13 protein-coding genes and 1 pseudogene are annotated in these 16,099 nt (G+C 34.9%); 5 read left to right on the top strand and 9 right to left on the bottom strand.

The window, feature by feature from the left end:
• Positions 1 to 278: 278 nt before the first annotated feature.
• From ACZZZT_RS21750 to ACZZZT_RS21740, 3 genes and pseudogenes are all read left to right on the top strand, one after another.
• A pseudogene (locus tag ACZZZT_RS21750) lies at positions 279 to 2,094 on the top strand (alpha-galactosidase); the annotation flags it as partial.
• 111 nt (positions 2,095 to 2,205) lie between these two features.
• Positions 2,206 to 2,481, top strand: a complete 276-nt coding sequence (locus ACZZZT_RS21745; protein WP_463462477.1) for a GH36 C-terminal domain-containing protein — start codon at positions 2,206 to 2,208, stop codon at positions 2,479 to 2,481.
• 193 nt (positions 2,482 to 2,674) lie between these two features.
• Positions 2,675 to 4,903: a DUF6055 domain-containing protein gene (locus ACZZZT_RS21740; protein ID WP_463461902.1), complete on the top strand. Its 2,229-nt coding sequence runs from the start codon at positions 2,675 to 2,677 to the stop codon at positions 4,901 to 4,903.
• Between the two features lie 176 nt (positions 4,904 to 5,079).
• Here ACZZZT_RS21740 and ACZZZT_RS21735 read toward each other — a convergent pair whose 3' ends face one another.
• The 6 genes from ACZZZT_RS21735 to ACZZZT_RS21710 all read right to left on the bottom strand — a co-directional run bounded on the left by ACZZZT_RS21735 (position 5,080) and on the right by ACZZZT_RS21710 (position 11,532).
• Positions 5,080 to 6,489: an arylsulfatase gene (locus tag ACZZZT_RS21735; protein ID WP_463461901.1), complete on the bottom strand. Its 1,410-nt coding sequence runs from the start codon at positions 6,487 to 6,489 to the stop codon at positions 5,080 to 5,082.
• A gap of 606 nt (positions 6,490 to 7,095) precedes the next feature.
• Positions 7,096 to 7,233 carry a hypothetical protein gene (locus tag ACZZZT_RS21730; RefSeq protein ID WP_463461900.1) on the bottom strand — a complete coding sequence of 46 codons (138 nt, stop codon included), beginning with the start codon at positions 7,231 to 7,233 and terminating at the stop codon, positions 7,096 to 7,098.
• A 47-nt stretch (positions 7,234 to 7,280) separates the two neighbouring features.
• A complete protein-coding gene (locus ACZZZT_RS21725) occupies positions 7,281 to 8,786 on the bottom strand; it encodes a caspase family protein (RefSeq protein ID WP_463461899.1) in 1,506 nt (501 codons plus the stop codon).
• 136 nt (positions 8,787 to 8,922) lie between these two features.
• Entirely contained in the window at positions 8,923 to 9,381 is a 459-nt protein-coding gene (locus ACZZZT_RS21720) for a Mov34/MPN/PAD-1 family protein (protein WP_463461898.1), read from the bottom strand.
• A complete protein-coding gene (locus tag ACZZZT_RS21715) occupies positions 9,378 to 11,177 on the bottom strand; it encodes a ThiF family adenylyltransferase (RefSeq protein ID WP_463461897.1) in 1,800 nt (599 codons plus the stop codon). Before ACZZZT_RS21715 ends, ACZZZT_RS21720 begins: the two co-directional genes overlap by 4 nt.
• 10 nt (positions 11,178 to 11,187) lie before the next feature.
• Positions 11,188 to 11,532 (bottom strand): hypothetical protein, encoded by a 345-nt coding sequence (locus tag ACZZZT_RS21710; protein ID WP_463461896.1) that lies wholly within the window; start codon positions 11,530 to 11,532, stop codon positions 11,188 to 11,190.
• 577 nt (positions 11,533 to 12,109) lie between these two features.
• On the opposite strand from ACZZZT_RS21710, the gene ACZZZT_RS21705 reads away from it, so the two are divergent.
• Both ACZZZT_RS21705 and ACZZZT_RS21700 read left to right on the top strand, forming a co-directional pair.
• On the top strand, positions 12,110 to 12,835 hold the full coding sequence (locus ACZZZT_RS21705; RefSeq protein WP_463461895.1) for a hypothetical protein: 726 nt from the start codon (positions 12,110 to 12,112) through the stop codon (positions 12,833 to 12,835).
• A 322-nt stretch (positions 12,836 to 13,157) separates the two neighbouring features.
• Positions 13,158 to 13,364, top strand: a complete 207-nt coding sequence (locus ACZZZT_RS21700; protein WP_463461894.1) for a hypothetical protein — start codon at positions 13,158 to 13,160, stop codon at positions 13,362 to 13,364.
• 475 nt (positions 13,365 to 13,839) lie between these two features.
• On the opposite strand, the gene ACZZZT_RS21695 is transcribed toward ACZZZT_RS21700, so the two are convergent.
• The 3 genes from ACZZZT_RS21695 to ACZZZT_RS21685 are packed head-to-tail and all read right to left on the bottom strand — an operon-like array spanning position 13,840 to position 16,092.
• Positions 13,840 to 14,754, bottom strand: a complete 915-nt coding sequence (locus tag ACZZZT_RS21695) for an alpha/beta hydrolase (RefSeq protein WP_463461893.1) — start codon at positions 14,752 to 14,754, stop codon at positions 13,840 to 13,842.
• A gap of 20 nt (positions 14,755 to 14,774) precedes the next feature.
• Positions 14,775 to 15,344, bottom strand: a complete 570-nt coding sequence (locus ACZZZT_RS21690; protein WP_463461892.1) for a flavodoxin family protein — start codon at positions 15,342 to 15,344, stop codon at positions 14,775 to 14,777.
• Between the two features lie 10 nt (positions 15,345 to 15,354).
• On the bottom strand, positions 15,355 to 16,092 hold the full coding sequence (locus ACZZZT_RS21685) for an SDR family oxidoreductase (RefSeq protein ID WP_463461891.1): 738 nt from the start codon (positions 16,090 to 16,092) through the stop codon (positions 15,355 to 15,357).
• Between the last annotated feature and the right edge of the window lie 7 nt (positions 16,093 to 16,099).

Here is a 16,099-nt window from a genome sequence, read left to right as displayed (position 1 = left end):
AGCTAATCCGGTGTTTATTTTCACGCAGATTTTAGCAGATTTATTTATAAGCTCTTATTTTTTTAAACAGATTGAATATAGATTTTTTTATATTAAATAGGATGCAAAAAGAAGTATATTTTTTTCAAACATCGCAGTAAATATATGCAGCGGATTAAATCTTAAAAGTTTAAAAAAGAATCTGCTAAAATCTGCAAAATCTGCGTGAAAAATTTATTCTATCTGTTTTCTAAAATATTGTAATTACATCCGAAAAGATTAATTTATAAAAATAAAAAATGAAACGACTCTTACTGTTATTCTTAACGATTGTTTATACTGCTGTTCAGGCACAGGAAAGTGCATTGATTTGTATTGAAACTGAAAGTTCGGCTTTGGTTTTAAAAGTGGGTAAAAACAAAAAACTGTATCAAACGTACTTTGGTACAAAGTTGAATAACAGTTTAGAATATGAATTGATCTCGAAAGAAAACACAAAAAAGTTTGTTGTCAATGACGGCAATCCTTTAATTGATTTACGTCATTCGGCATATCCAACTTTTGGTACCGATAATTTATTTGAACCCGCTATTCGTATGACGCATAACGATGGAAATCCTTCATTAGAATTTGAATATCAAAATCATAATGTTCAAAAAATAGATGATAATACTTCCGAAATCATTGTCAAATTAAAGGATCCTCAATATCCTGTTTTTGTCAATCTTCATTACAAAATATTTTATAAAGAAGATGTAATCGAAGCGTGGACAGAAATTCAGCATCAGGAAAAAAAACAGTTACACTTTATAATTATGCTTCATCGGCTTTGCATTTAGATGCAGATCAATATTGGCTGACACAATTTTACAGTGATGTTGTGGAAGAAATGAGAATGGAAGAAAGTCAGCTGACAAGAGGAAGCAAAGTGATCGATTCAAAATTAGGAGTTCGAACCAATATGTTTGCGGCACCCAGTTTTTTTCTTTCTTTAAATGCAAAAGCAGGAGAAAATAACGGTGAAGTTATTGCGGGTTCAATTGCCTGGTCGGGTAACTTTAAGTACACTTTTGATATTGATAACAATAATGAATTGAGAATTATTTCGGGAATCAATGAATTTGCATCAGAATACAATTTAGAACCCGGAAAAGTATTCAAAACACCAGCATTTATCTATACATTTTCGAATCACGGAAAAGGGCAGGCGAGTAGAAATTTACATGATTGGGCAAGAAAATATGGGCTTAAAGATGGAGAAAAACCACGTTTGACTTTATTGAATAATTGGGAAACTACTTTTTTTGATTTTGATGAAAAGAAACTGGCCAATATGTTTACAGATGCCAAAACATTGGGTGTTGATATGTTTTTGCTGGATGATGGCTGGTTTGGTAATAAATACCCAAGAAGCGGTTCTACATCTGGCTTAGGCGATTGGGAAGCTACAAAGTCGAAACTCCCGAATGGTATTGGTTTTTTGATGGAACAGGCAAAAAAAACAGAGGTCAAATTTGGTATTTGGATTGAACCTGAAATGATCAATGAAAAAAGTGAATTATTCGAAAAACATCCGGATTGGGTTTTAAGCCTTCCAAATAGGGAAAAAGTATTTACCGCACACAACTGGTTTTGGATTTATGCAATCCGAAAGTACAGGATTTTGTTTTTAAGGTTGTAGATGATATTATGCAGACACAATCGGGTGTGGCCTTTTTTAAATGGGACTGTAATCGGATGATGACGAGTGCTTACTCTAATTATTTAAAGAACCAGCAGTCGCATTTGTTTATTGAATATACAAAAGGACTTTATAAAGTTTTGGACCGAATAAAAGCCAAATATCCAAATCTTCCCATGATGCTTTGTGCCGGAGGTGGCGGCAGGGTAGACTACGGAATGCTGAACTATTTTACGGAGTTTTGGGCGAGCGACAATACAGATCCTTTTGATCGTGTATTTATTCAATGGGGATATTCTAATTTTTATCCTGCATTGGCAACCTGTAATCACGTAACTTCCATGGGAAATCAATCCATTAAGTTTAAAACCGATGTCGCTATGATGGGAAAATTAGGTTTTGATATTCATGTTGGAGGATTAAAACCAAACGAATTAAAATTTTGTCAGGAAGCTGTTTCGAATTATAAAAGATTAAGTCCGGTAATTTGGCAAGGAGAGTTGTACCGATTGATTTCGCCTTATGAAGATACCAGAGCGGTTTTAATGTATGTTAATAAAGATAAAACCCAATCGGTAGTTTTTTCATACACCTTGCATCCGCTCACAGATCCTAATTACAGTATGGTAAAATTAGAAGGACTTGACCCTTCAAGAAAATATAAAGTAAAGGAAATCAATATAATGCCTGAAAGTGAAAATACTTTTGAAGAATCAGGCAATGTATTTTCTGGCGATTTTTTAATGAAAATTGGACTAAAAGTTTCTTCTTCCAGTCGAGAAAGTAGTATTGTATTGGAACTTATTGCTGTAGAATCGTAGAATTCATTTTTTATACTATTCTTTTTAAATTAAAAAATCTAGTTAATTTGGGTAAACAATTGTTTAGCAATTAGATAAGAGTTTTATAATAGGTAAAATAGTATTAATATAAGGTAATATTGTATTACAAGCGCTACATTTTCATATTTACATTTACAAGAAAATATTCTTAACCTATTAAAAAGATGTAATTATGAAAAAACTTTTCTTACAAGTTCTACTTTTTCTTTGCAGTTATGTTGCAATTGGCCAAAAAACGCTGTTTACGCCCACAGAATGGAGTGATCCCAATAATGAGTTTTACAATAAAGTATCCAGTAGCAGAAAATATGAATCTACAAATTTTGTGGTTTATTGGGGAGATAAAGTTGGTACAAATCCGTCAACTTATTCAGATCCTGCGTTGAGGTTTACACCAAAATCGGTTGCCGATACGCTTGAAACAAGTTTTAAGCGCTATATAACCGATTTGCACTTTATTAATAATGCTTCAACAACAAATTTCGGCAAGTACAAGATCATTATTATGATGATGAATACCTGGAATTCTACAGATCCGCGTTTAGAAGCGTTTGCGCAGGCAAGTTCATTTAGCAATACGATTGGAGCTATGTTTGTTCATCCGGAAGCCACGAGAGATGGAGGTGCATTATCCCACGAGTTTGCTCATACGCTGCAAATGATGATGCGTATTCAGGAAAATCCGGGTAACGGAACCGCATTTTCAGGATATGATTGGGCTGGCCCTTTCTTTGAAGGACATGCTAATTTCATGAGAGCTCAGGCCTATTCACAGTGGGCAGAGATAGACGGAACTTTAACCCGCTGGATACAGACCAAACATTTTATGTGGTCTTCTACAAGGCATCATTACACCAATTTTCATTTAATGTATTATGTGCAGGAAAAAGAAGGTTTTGATTTTACCCGAAGAATGTGGGCAGAATCTATCAATGAAGAACATCCGCTTCAAACAATTAAGAGACTAAAAGGTTTTACACAAGACCAACTAGACGATTATCTTTGGGGATATGCCCAACGACAACCGGCATTTGATTATCCTATTCAATGGAATTCCCAAATAAATACGACCGGCAATTTTGGTAAAACAATAAGAAACGTTTACAATAGTATAAAAACAAATATGCCACGTTATACCAGCAGACAATACACACTGTTAACAAAAGTAGCAGGTACTACAGATCAATATTATACCAATAACGACTGGGCTCCACAGGATTACGGAATGAATGTAATTCCATTATACCCAACATGTACAGGAACTCAAAAGAAAGTTACAATTAAATTTAAAGGACATACAGAGGTTAATCCAACTCAGGCCGGCTGGAGATATGGTTTTGTAACGACAAAAGCAGACGGTACAGTATCTCGTTACAGCCCGATGTATAAAACGGATGGAGAAGCTTCTTTTACCTTAAATACTTCTACTGAAACGGGTATTTTTCTGGTAGTGTTCTCAGCACCAAAAGTTCATGTCAATTACAATATGGATGAGGGGTACCCTAAGCAGAGAAGATACCCTTATGAACTAAAAATTGCAAATGCAACTCCAGAAGGATTTCAGCCTGCCGCCAATTTTAGAAGTTTTCTTAAAACAAATGGTCATTTGCATACTAATGGAGGAGGATGGGTATCCAATAATGCGACAGTTGCATCAACCGTTTATGTTGGTCCTTATGCTGTTGTCAGAGCTGGTAGTATTTCGGGGAATGCCCGTATAGAAGATTATGCAATGGTCGATGGAGGAACTATAAATGGTAATGCAATTGTAAGAGGAAATGCATGTGTTTACAATGCAACGTTATCTAATAGTGCCATTGTTGAAGGTAATGCCTGGATGGAAGGCGGTTCTGTAGCCAATACAGCTAATATTAAAGGAAATGCGATGCTGTTTGCCGGTAATTTTGGAAGTTCAGTTGTAGTGGGTGGAGATGCAGAAATAGGTAGTTGCTCAACTCCGGGTGTTTATTTGCAATTTCCTTACTGGAGAAATGGCAGAACAGATTGTGATGGCAAAGGAGCCAGCGATGCTTCGAACATTGATATAAATGCGACTTTCACCAATTTCACGGCCGCACAAATGGCTTTTAGTACAACACCAAACTGTACAGTAAGCACGCTTGCTGCAAGTAAGGCAGTCGATTCAGAAGAAGATTTGAGTGTTTACCCAAATCCAACATCAGGAAGTATAAATATAACCTTTATGCAGACCGAACAGCAAAAAGTAACGATTTCATTATTTAACATTAGTGGACATAAGTTAAATGTCATTACCGATCAGACATATGATGTTGGCAGAATTGAAATTCCGTTCAATTGCAGTCATTTGATTAAAGGTGTTTATCTTTTAAAAATCCAAACAGGAGATACTATTGTAAATAAATCATTTATTAAACAATAAAAGACTAAACTTTTTAAAATTAAAGAGCGTGTAGAATATTATTTTGCACGCTCTTTTTTTAGTTTAAATAAATCTAATTTATAAGTTGCTTTCAAGTCGTATGTACTGCATTCGAATTATTTTATTTATCAGAGACTTGCAAATCATCTTTGTTGTAGAATTGTAAATATAAAGTCCTACCACGGGAATACTTGACTTTCTGTGTGAGCTTCATTCATAAAGAGGGCAATTTTTTTAACTATATCAGGATGTTTTAGTGCAATATCATGTTTTTCCTGAGGATCGGAACTAAGATCGTACAATGCAATTACTGCGTTTTTATCTTTTAGAACGTTCAGTCGGATTCCTTTCCAATTTCCATAACGAACCGCTTGTTTGCCACCTCCTTCATGAAACTCCCAGTAAAGATATTCATGAGTATTTTGATTTTTATTGCCCATAAGTGCGTTGGTAAAAGAAATTCCGTCAATGTGTTCTGGACTTTTACTGCCCGTGATTTCTGATAAAGTAGGCATGATATCCCAAAAGGCACCTACGAAATCACTGCTTTGACCAGCCTTAATAACTTTCGGCCATTTGGCAACGAAAGGAACCCTGATGCCCCCCTCATACAAATCACGTTTAATACCCCGGAAACCTGCAGCGCTGTTGAAGAAGTCAGGATCTGCTCCACCTTCTTTGTGAGGGCCATTATCACTGGTAAATATAATTAGTGTATTTTCTTCTAATCCTAATTCCTTCAATTTAGCAATAACCTGTCCAACATAGAGATCCAAACGAGTTACCATTGCTGCAAATGTGGCGTGCGGGTATTGTTGAGAAACATATCCTGTAGGTTTTGCGTTTGTTCCGTAGTCAAAACCTTTAAAAGGTTTTTCAGCAAACTTTCCTTTATAATAACGAAAAATACTATCGTTGGGCACAATAAGTTCGGCGTGCGGTAATATATAAGGTAAAAAAAGAAAAAAGGGTTCCTCCTTATTTTTATCAATAAATGCTAATGCCTGCTGTTGGGTTAAGTCAGGTGCGTATTCTTTAAGGGATTCTAATTTACCATTTTCTTTCAGTATTACTTTCTCCTGATCGTTCCATAAATGCTCAGGGTAGTATCGATGTGCCAGAGACTGGCAGTTATAGCCAAAGAAATGATCAAATCCCTGTCGGTTTGGATCTCCCTGTGATCCAACAGGTCCAAGTCCCCATTTGCCATAGGCACCTGTTTTATACCCGCTTTTCTTTAATACTTCGGCCAGCGTTACAATTGTATCGGGTATTGGATACTGTCCTTCGGGTTCAACACCCAAATTACCACGAATAAAAGTATGCCCTGTATGTTTACCGGTCATTAAGGAGGACCTTGATGGAGCACATACGGCAGTGCCGGCATAAAATTGTTTTAGTGTAATTCCGTCATTTGCCAATCGGTCCAGATTTGGGGTTTTAATCAGTTTCTGTCCATTAAAGCCTACATCTCCATAGCCCAGATCATCCGCCAGTATCAGTACAATGTTTGGTTTTTTATTCTGCGATAAAACAGTAACAATACAGCATGGCAGAAGAAATAGTATTATTAATATTTTTTTCATCTAATAGTATTTGATTAATATTGAATTCTGTGATTATTAATATCATTGAAAAAATAACGGGAAACCTGCATTCAATTCGTTTCGTTTTTCTAATTTATATGTTATTGTATTAGTTATAGTCTTTGTTCAATGATTAATATAGTTGTAAATTCAAACAACTGATTATAAAGACTAATCTAAGAATTTTTTTGCATACAGGAAATATTATATATGCGCAAAGAATTGAAAAAAGTGATTAGTGCAAAAATGGAAAATTTCCCATTTTGTCTACTTGTCCGGTTTTGAGGTAAAAAAATGCTTTTAATATTTTTTGTTTTTAAATTAATATCAATTGATTTAAAAATTTTAAGAGAGTCCATTGACAGAAGGGAATTCCCAGGGAATTCTTTCTTTTTAGTTACCCATTTTTGAGAAAAATGACTCTAAAAAAACGGGGTAACTAATAGGGTAACCATTCTTTGATAAAACATGTGCTTTTTGAAAAGTATGCAAAAACGAAAAAGCCTTTAAACACTAGTGTTTAAAGGCTTTTGACTTTTAAAGTTTCTTCTGAAACTTCTACTGGCGGAGAAAGAGGGATTCGAACCTAAGCTCCGCATCCCGCTCTTATACTGCATTTCTAATATTTTTTCCGTATTGCGCCACGATTCTGCCATGAAGATTTTCGCCATTTTTATAAATAATGAAAGTTCTGGTAGGTTTTAATCCTTTTAAATTGACGTTATAATACTTCTTTGATTTCAAAACAAAGATATGCTTTTTCTAAGACAAAATATTTGCAAAGTATATTATTACAGATCCATGTGGCTTCTCGGAAGTAAGTCATATTCCTCTGCAAATTGTTCCAAAGTTCTTTCCCCCATAAGTATTCTATTCATGTATTGATCCCCTAATAAATTTCCTTTGTTTGTATTGTGAGGCGATGATTTTGGAACAAGGATTATATTATATTTTGAAAGATATCTGACTCTATATTGTGGATTCATAAGTTCTGTATATTCTCCGTCAATGAAAGCTGCACCGTCCTGACATTCTTCGAAAGTTATGATTTTATTATTATGAATTCCAAATGATTCACTATAATATCCCCTGCTGGATACATGTCTTTCAAATACTGACGTTTCGATGTCGTAAACTCCTGATGGCTGATCTGGCAGAGTCTCAATATAAATAAAGCTGGAATAATATGAACTTGAATTGTATACTGCAATCTTGTCTATAATTAATTCATCATTATTGTTCAGTAAAATCTTATTATCTTCAAGATTTTTAAATTTAGTAATAGGTAATGCACTCCCGCCTCGAAACCACCATATAGGATCTGCGAGTACACCATATCCTTCCGCTATTTCATATTTTAAAGGTTCATATAAAAATCGAGTTAGGCCGTCTAATGCAGTTTTTCCCTCAAACCATTTTACACCTCTTACACCAGGAAATGCCTTGGTGAGCCTTTCATAGAATAGAACGGTCGGGGGAGTGCGTATTATCGTCTTTTCATTTGTATTTTTTTCTTTAGTTTTTTCTGCTATTTTCTCTTCTCGAATTTTATTTTCTTTATCTGCAATTGGCAAATACTTTGAAAATGCAAATGGATAACTTCCTATATCTACACTATTGGTGTAGGGTATCTGTTTGAAGTTTTTATCTAAACTGACTTCTTTTCTAACATAATCGGCAATCACTGTCGGTGTTGTGAAGCCCATATCATTGTAGTTCTGTTTTGTTTCTATTGCTTTTAAAAAATAATGAGTCATAGTACCATTCTGGAAAATGCTTTTCTCAGTCGCTTTTTGATCAAACCTGGACGCTGCAATAATAGTTTTAGTCTCTGATTTTGAAGCGAGTTTATTCCAGTAAAGTTCTGTCATAAAATCTTCCTCTTCGGCTGATTTAATTTTTTCACCTGAGTGACAGGCGTCAAAAACAAATATTTGATTTTTTGGATTTAACTTCTCTTGAACAGCATTATATATTATAGAAACTTTTATCTCGTGAGAATGAAACAATAGAGTAGCCTCTTCGTCATGAACACCATGCCCGGAGAAAAAGAAAAATAAAGCATCTTCACCCTGATTAAACTCATTATATATACTTTCCAAAGCATTATGGAATAATTTGACAATTTCTTTAGTGGAACTGTAGGAATCACTGGTTATTATTCTCAGATCATTGGCATTAAATTCACAGTTTAGAATTAGAACTTCTGCAATTTTATTTACATCATTTACGCAGTAATCAAGTGGGTTAACTATGTAATCATTTATCCCTATTAACAATCCAAATCTTCTGCTCATCTTTAATTTTGTGTAATATGATATTGTTTTAAACGTTTTATTAATTATACTTAAGTTTTATTTAGACCAAAAGGGGGCATATCTTCTTTCTACCATTGGACTGTAAATTGTAAATATAGATATTTTGATAAAAAAATTAGTATAGAATTACTTCTGCTTCTTCAAAAAGATTTTGACAAAATTGACTTTTATTGTAAAACCATGCTTTATAATTTAAAGTAGGAGGAGCCGCTACTAACATTATTGGATTTGACAATCTCGCTTTGCTGTACGAAGAAATTTTTTTAGCTGTTTTTTTATCCGTGGAGCTTAAATAAGGAAAAGAATTAGGATGGGTGTGCCAATCGCCTAGATAGGTGGTTCTCTGCTTCGAAGAATTATATAGATTTGCGATTTCTTCTGTATGATATTCCTGGTCTGGCTCAAAACTAAATAGGCCGTGTACTGCTTTTTTGCCGGGGCCAATTAGATCTGTTACAATATACTCATCTGCTACCATATAACCCATTAGTATGCCTCCAGTTTCTTTCGGTCGCCAGAAATTACCTTCGGAGAATATTTCATTAATTATTTCTTTTTTGATCCAAATTTTCATGGTTGTACGATATTACAATAAGGGCATTGAGGATGAATTTTTAATTGATGTGACGACCATTGAGGGAAAATAGGTTTTTCATCTTTATCAACCAAAGCTAATATACCGATGTCATTGGCCAAATTCTCGTAGCCGTCTCTATCGGTACATAGTGTGCTTACTGCCAGCCTCACTCCGGAACTGACTATGTTGTTTAGTTCAAAACTGGCACCGGTGAATGAGATATCACCGCAGCCAACTGCTTGAATACTTCCATGAATATCGGCAGGAGGTGTGGGATAGGTGCCGTCATGCAGGCCGTACTGAAAACACATCCAGCATCCTTCAGTAATCCCCCTACCGGCGCGCATTACGGCACCTCCCCATACGCCTTGCGTTCCGTATAAACATATATAAGATATGTCCCTTTTCTTTGCTTCTTCAGATAAAAAATGACTTATTCCAGACTCTGCTGTAGCATCGTAAATCATAGAAATTCCCTCTACGATTTCATTTATCGAAATGATTTGTGAAAGTTGCTCGGTTGTTAGTGCTTCAGTTGCAGTTTGTGTTCCTCCAATGGTGTATCTAAATTTTTTAACTTTTACATAGGGGTAGTTTTCCTGTAGGAAGCTCTCTAAAGCATCGGTTTTTAGCAATCCGGCAGCAGAGATTCCAAGCGGCCAACGCACGATTGTTCCGGCATCCACAATGTCAAAGTCTATTAGCCTGATTTCCTTTATACCATTTTTAGCAAATTCGATAACTGATGGCGCTCCTAAGGCGCCCAATCCAAATACCGCAACACTTTTTTCTTCCAAAGGGCGTAATTTTGGAATTCTGAATGAAAGCTCGTTATTATTTATCCGGCTTGGCTTAGCATAGTATTTAAACATGCTTGTTGCTACTCTTTTACCGTTTGCAATAGTTCCCAATACCAAAAACAGCCATCCGTTTGAAATTTGACCAGGTAGATGTTCTTCAGGAAAAGTAATTGCAACCAAGTTGGTAATCATAGATCCGTTTTTAAACCTGATGGAGCTATCAAATTTTTTTATTTTTTGACCGCTCTCAGCTAAAATCTCTACCAGCCATTGGTAATCTTTTTCAGGATCTCCAAAAGGAGGAGGTTGTGGTGTTCGATATACTGCACCATACTGCGAAGATTTGAATGTGTTTTCCAAAATAGAGGGCATCGTGCTTAAAACATTTTTTCCAGCATCGCGGCATTCCATCGCAACTATGCGATTTGGTATATCGCTGTCCAATTCAACGCCGAGTTTAATTTGTCCTAAGTAATCAATATTTGGATTTTCAGTTTGAATATTATCAAACTCTGTAGTATCGATAATGATAGGTGCATTTAACACCACAGCATAATATTCACTGACGGGTTCAGCTTGTTCATCTACATTACCTTGCAATAGTACAGGGTTAGTAATCATTCCCTGAACCAGTACTTTAGGCAGCTGCTGTTCAAGATATTTCGCAAGAGTAGTTTGCGGAAGCCAATAAGATGATGAACGCGGTAATAAACATAAATTTTTATCAATTCGGTTTTGATGTCTCGGCAGATCTATCTCTACCGCATACACCATAGGGCGAAAATAAGGATAGGTATCAGGAAATGAAGCACTGAGTTTCAAAGGAAGAAATTCAGTGGGAATTCCAGCAAGATTAGATTTGTCTGTTATTTCTAAATCAAGGCGCAGGAAACCCTGTGCTTTTAATTCTTCGTCAATCTGAAAAGATATTCCTAATATCGTTAGAGCCTCCTGTTCAGAATTCCAGCGTTCGGCTTGTTCTATAAACCTCATAGCAAAAAGTTTAACCTACGTTTCTGTTAATTGGTGGAATCGGTGGATTTTGTGGCCCTTGTCCGGGATTTTTAGGCGGGTTTCCATCACTAGGATTATCATCCAGTCCTAATCTGTTCATGACACAAGCGATAAACTTTGCTCTTGGCTTATTTCCATGAACAGTTTGACAGCACTGCTCTATGGCCTGCTTTATTGCATCGCGGCCAACTTTTGGATACTCTTTATGAATTTTGTCGATAAGATAGTCTACTTCCCAAGCTTCATCACATGAAAAAAATTGACTGTCGCCCTTTTTCTTTTTACGGTTGTCATAGTCTTCCCAGTCTTCGTTTAAGATTTTTTTTGCTGACATAGTTTTGTTTAGTTAATGGTTAATTAATTTATTTTTAGAATTTTATCGGGAATTCTATTCCAAATCACTACAAACATCGGTAATATTAAAAATTTGAGAACACGTATAACTACGTGTTTTTTGAATCATCTAAAATATTTGTTAAACTTCAACCATATGAAACCATATGGATATTAGTTAATTTTTATTTTTTAGAACTATGATTTTCGTTGATAAATCAAATAGGATGACGCAATTACAAGTGGAAATATAAAATATTAAATAATCTCTTTATCTGTCAAACTGAATGTGCTAAGCAAAAACTAAATACGGAGAAAAGGCTGCAATGTGTACCCTAATAATTATTGTCAAGCAATTTAAACTTCGGCTTAATTTTTTGAGCAAGAAAAGATATGCAGTCATATTGCATGTTTTATTTTTTGTAAGATTTCACAATGTTGTATTACTGCATTGTTGTTCAACAATCCGTTAATAAAAAAAATCTGTTGTAAAAATCAAACTACTAAAATTATAATTTAGCAATACTTTCAACGATAAAGCAAGCTAAATGAAAAACGAAAAAATCGTATTGTGAGTGATGGTAATTGGAATTTTATGCATTGCTATTACACCGTATCTGTTTACACATTTCGAATTAGGCATCGATTTCACGTCCAACAACACAAATAATATTGGTGGGACAATAGGTGGAATTACAGCACCATTTAGTGGCGTGTTAGGTTCTCTTTTAGTGTATTATGCTTTGCAAGAGCAAGTAAAAGCTAATAAACTAATTCAGAAACAGCTTGATGAACAGAAAGAAAGTGATGATGAATCCAAAGTTGTAACGTACCTTAAGCAACAATTTGATATTATTAAAAGTGATATTCAAAATGTTCAACATATCGAAAAAACTACTAAAACCGTTGCTGGTGTCAAAACAGATATTGAACGAATAAAAACTGGCAGCGATGCTATATATAAATATCTCGCTATATATGTTGTCATAAACAAACACCATAATCGTCTCAATCTTTCAGAGGACATTTTTCAACTGAAACAATTGCAAAGTTTGCTCACATTTATTGAGGATTTTGTAAAATTAGCATTGACTGAAAATATTTCCAATAAAGATAAGATACTCCTTTTGGCTAATATAAAATATTTGTACGAAAAGAATATTAAATTACATTTTGATTATTTGGAACAACACAAAAGTAGTAACTTGAAAAAATGTGACGAATGTCAACAGTATCATTTTGGAATTCCAGACAAGCTTTTCGAAATTACAGATTCAATTAACAGAAATCTTCAATTACAATAAATCAATGGAATTAATTAGTAAAAAAACATAATCTATTTTACGACTATTTTACAGATTCTAGCATTGGTAGCTTGTGCGGTTTTGTAAATATTAAAACTTTAGGGAACCATTTATCAATTTAGATACTACTTTAAATTTAAGAATGATTCATTTGTAATGTCCATTATTAAAGGATTTACAATCATAAATTAAGTGATTTATATATAATTAATTATTGAATCTTATAAATAATCAATGTACATCAGGATTTCCGCTGATGATTGGATTTATTTTAAATCAGACCAAAATATACTAGATTATATCAAAATTTAATTCGATAAAGATGAAATCTAATCAGAACAACAAATCAAAATTGCAAAATTCTGTTTGCAGCAAAAAGGAAGTTAACGACAGCAATGGTAAATTAACTTTAGATGAATTAAGGAAATGCGAAGGATTTGCGGATGTTTCAGATACAGAAGGTCTAGAAATAATTGAGAATTTATATCAGCTTTCTATTATCGCTTATAATTATAAACCAAACGACTAACTAAAGATAATTATAAAATTCTGGACGCTCTGCCATTCGAACTTCAGTAGAGAAGAGTTTGATTTTAATGAATTGAGTACCATCTGAAAAGTTATGCGCCACGATTCTGCCACAAAACTTTGCCTTGTGAAATATCTTTAAAAACCACCTTATCTTTTTGGGGCAAATTAGAAGGTAACTCCAGTTGTATTATTTATAGAGTAGTATCATCCAGAATCCATGTTTTAAGATCAATGTTCGTAGTCTTTCATAAATTGTCTAAAAAGGTGCATCAATAGATGCACTCAGAAAATTGATTTATACTTAAATGTTTTACTATCCACGAATTAAATTGAATTTTACTTATTAAAAAAGTCCTAATGAAATTTGAACATGCCCCAAAAAGTTAGACACTATTTGGTTTTTTTTAATGGATATTACTTCTGCAATTCCTAAGTTTTAAAATGTAATAATACAATATGAAATTAAAAGTAAATTACAATTTAATACCATAAAATTCAGTTAGTTTAACCACCGCCTGATCAACATATTCTGGTATATCATACATAGCGATATGTGTTGCTCCATCAACAATAAACAATTCCTTGTCTCCCTGAGCAAGTTCAAAAGCCTGATCGCTGAAAATTTTAGTATCAGCTTTACTTCCGGCAATTAATAGCATAGGCTGTGTTAAAAAGACTGGAATTTGATCAAAAGTAGAAAAAGCCAAAATTCGATCTGTACTGGTAAAAAGATATTTATTTACAGAATTGGGATGTTGTGCTCTTGAAGTTTTGTAATAATCGTGACCTTCTCTCAATAGATCGGGTGTGTTTTCATTAATTTCTTCTTTAGTTTCCGGCACCCAATGCATATACATGGGTTCAGCTCCGTTTGCTTCAAGATTTCGCTGTATTCCCACATTTTTCAGTAAGTCTAACAAAATAGGAGCAGGAGTTTCATATCCCAGGAAATTTCTAAAACCTTCACCCATTGGAGAAGCGCTTATAGCAGCAATTGCTTTAAAACGATGCTCTGTCTGTGCCACGCTTATCGCATAACCACCGCCTGCACAAATGCCAAATACACCCAGACGATCTATATCGATATACGGAAGAGTAGCTAAAAAATCTGCACCGGCACGCGCATCTTCAACTCTGGCTGTAGGATCTTCCAAATAACGGGGAAGTCCTTCGCTTTCGCCTTGATAAGAAGCATCGAAAGTTAAAGCTATAAATCCGTTTTCGGCTAATTTTGATGCATAATGCCCAATTGTTTGTTCTTTAACTCCGCCGGCCGGATGTATGCATACTATAGCCGGATATTTAGTTGTTTCATTAAAATTATCCGGAAGATGTAATTCAGCAGCCATCTTAAGGCCTTTATTTTTAAAAGAGGTTATTTTTTTCATTGGTTAGTTTTAAAGGATTATTAGCGTAACTGATTAATTGTAAAATCGGCAATTCTTTTGCCAAATACTTCTCCAGAGAATAAATCATCCTTTGTAATAGGTGATGTCGTATTTTGTTCGGCAAAAGCCATAGCGCCTATCCAAGTTCCTAAGCGATTTACACCATTTGACTGTGAAGGCATTTCGCCTGTTCCCAACCAGATCATTCCATGCTGCATTGCAATGGCTTGTAAAGACTGTAAAGTGATTACTTTGTCTCCGCTGGGTGTTCCTGATACCGTAAATCCTGCTGCAATTTTATTTTTCCATTTTTGCTGCGACCAGCTTCCAATAGTTGCATCGGCAAATGCTTTAAATTGTGCGGCACATCCAGCCATATAAGTGGGCGTTCCAAATATGATAGCATCACTTACATCTAATTGACTTATGACAGCATCATTTTTATAGCGTCCCTTTGTGATATCATTTTCATCTATTGAAATAATATCTAGGGAAGCTTCTTGCACTGACGAAACCCCTTTACCAATTGATTCAGCAAATTTTGCTGTGCTACCCGAACCAGAAAAATATATAATGGTTATTTTTTTCATTTTTTGGGGTTTAATATTCCTGACGTGTAGGTCTAAACAGAATTTCATTAATATCAACTTCTTCGGGCTGACTGATCGCAAATTCTACTACGCGTGCAAAAGAATCTGCCGGAATGGCCACAGCCTGATAGAATTGTTTGGTTGATTCATCCGGAATACCACTTGCACTTGGCAATTCGGTATCGATAACTCCCGGAGAAATAATAGTCGTTCTGATATTGAAATCTTTAGCCTCCATTCTTAAACCTTCAGAAATGGCTCTTACAGCCGTTTTAGTCGCAGAATAAATTCCTGATCCTTTGCCAATTTTGTGTGCTGCAACCGAAGACACATTAATAATATGCCCGGATTTCTGCTCCTTAAAATAAGGCAGTACCGCCGCAATACCATTCAAAACCCCATTTATGTTCACGTTAATAACCTGATTCCATGTTGTTACATCACAATCCATTATTGGTGTTGAGGGCATGATTCCGGCATTATTAAGCAGCACATCTATTTTTCCGAATTTATTTACAGCCTCTTTCATCAGGGCTTGCATCTGTGTAAAATCGGTCACATCGGTTTGTATTGCAAGTGCTTTTTTCCCGTTTTTAGAAAATTCTTCTACAAGTGCATCAATACGTTCTAGACGTCTTGCTGCTAAGACAAGAATGGCTCCTTTTGCAGATAGTGCTTTTGCAGAAGCTTCACCTAATCCGCTGCTTGCGCCTGTAATTACGATTACTTTGTTTTCGATATTATTCATTGTAAAC

Source organism: Flavobacterium sp. AC274, assembly GCF_979258275.1.
This window is presented reverse-complemented; position numbering and strand designations above follow the sequence as displayed.

Coding starts and splice junctions, on each gene's coding strand:
- ACZZZT_RS21745 (WP_463462477.1), top strand. CDS start 2,206: ATGTATGTTAATAAAGATAAAACCCAATCGGTAGTTTTTTCATACACC.
- ACZZZT_RS21740 (WP_463461902.1), top strand. CDS start 2,675: ATGAAAAAACTTTTCTTACAAGTTCTACTTTTTCTTTGCAGTTATGTT.
- ACZZZT_RS21735 (WP_463461901.1), bottom strand. CDS start 6,489: ATGAAAAAAATATTAATAATACTATTTCTTCTGCCATGCTGTATTGTT.
- ACZZZT_RS21725 (WP_463461899.1), bottom strand. CDS start 8,786: ATGAGCAGAAGATTTGGATTGTTAATAGGGATAAATGATTACATAGTT.
- ACZZZT_RS21720 (WP_463461898.1), bottom strand. CDS start 9,381: ATGAAAATTTGGATCAAAAAAGAAATAATTAATGAAATATTCTCCGAA.
- ACZZZT_RS21715 (WP_463461897.1), bottom strand. CDS start 11,177: ATGAGGTTTATAGAACAAGCCGAACGCTGGAATTCTGAACAGGAGGCT.
- ACZZZT_RS21710 (WP_463461896.1), bottom strand. CDS start 11,532: ATGTCAGCAAAAAAAATCTTAAACGAAGACTGGGAAGACTATGACAAC.
- ACZZZT_RS21705 (WP_463461895.1), top strand. CDS start 12,110: ATGGTAATTGGAATTTTATGCATTGCTATTACACCGTATCTGTTTACA.
- ACZZZT_RS21700 (WP_463461894.1), top strand. CDS start 13,158: ATGAAATCTAATCAGAACAACAAATCAAAATTGCAAAATTCTGTTTGC.
- ACZZZT_RS21695 (WP_463461893.1), bottom strand. CDS start 14,754: ATGAAAAAAATAACCTCTTTTAAAAATAAAGGCCTTAAGATGGCTGCT.
- ACZZZT_RS21690 (WP_463461892.1), bottom strand. CDS start 15,344: ATGAAAAAAATAACCATTATATATTTTTCTGGTTCGGGTAGCACAGCA.
- ACZZZT_RS21685 (WP_463461891.1), bottom strand. CDS start 16,092: ATGAATAATATCGAAAACAAAGTAATCGTAATTACAGGCGCAAGCAGC.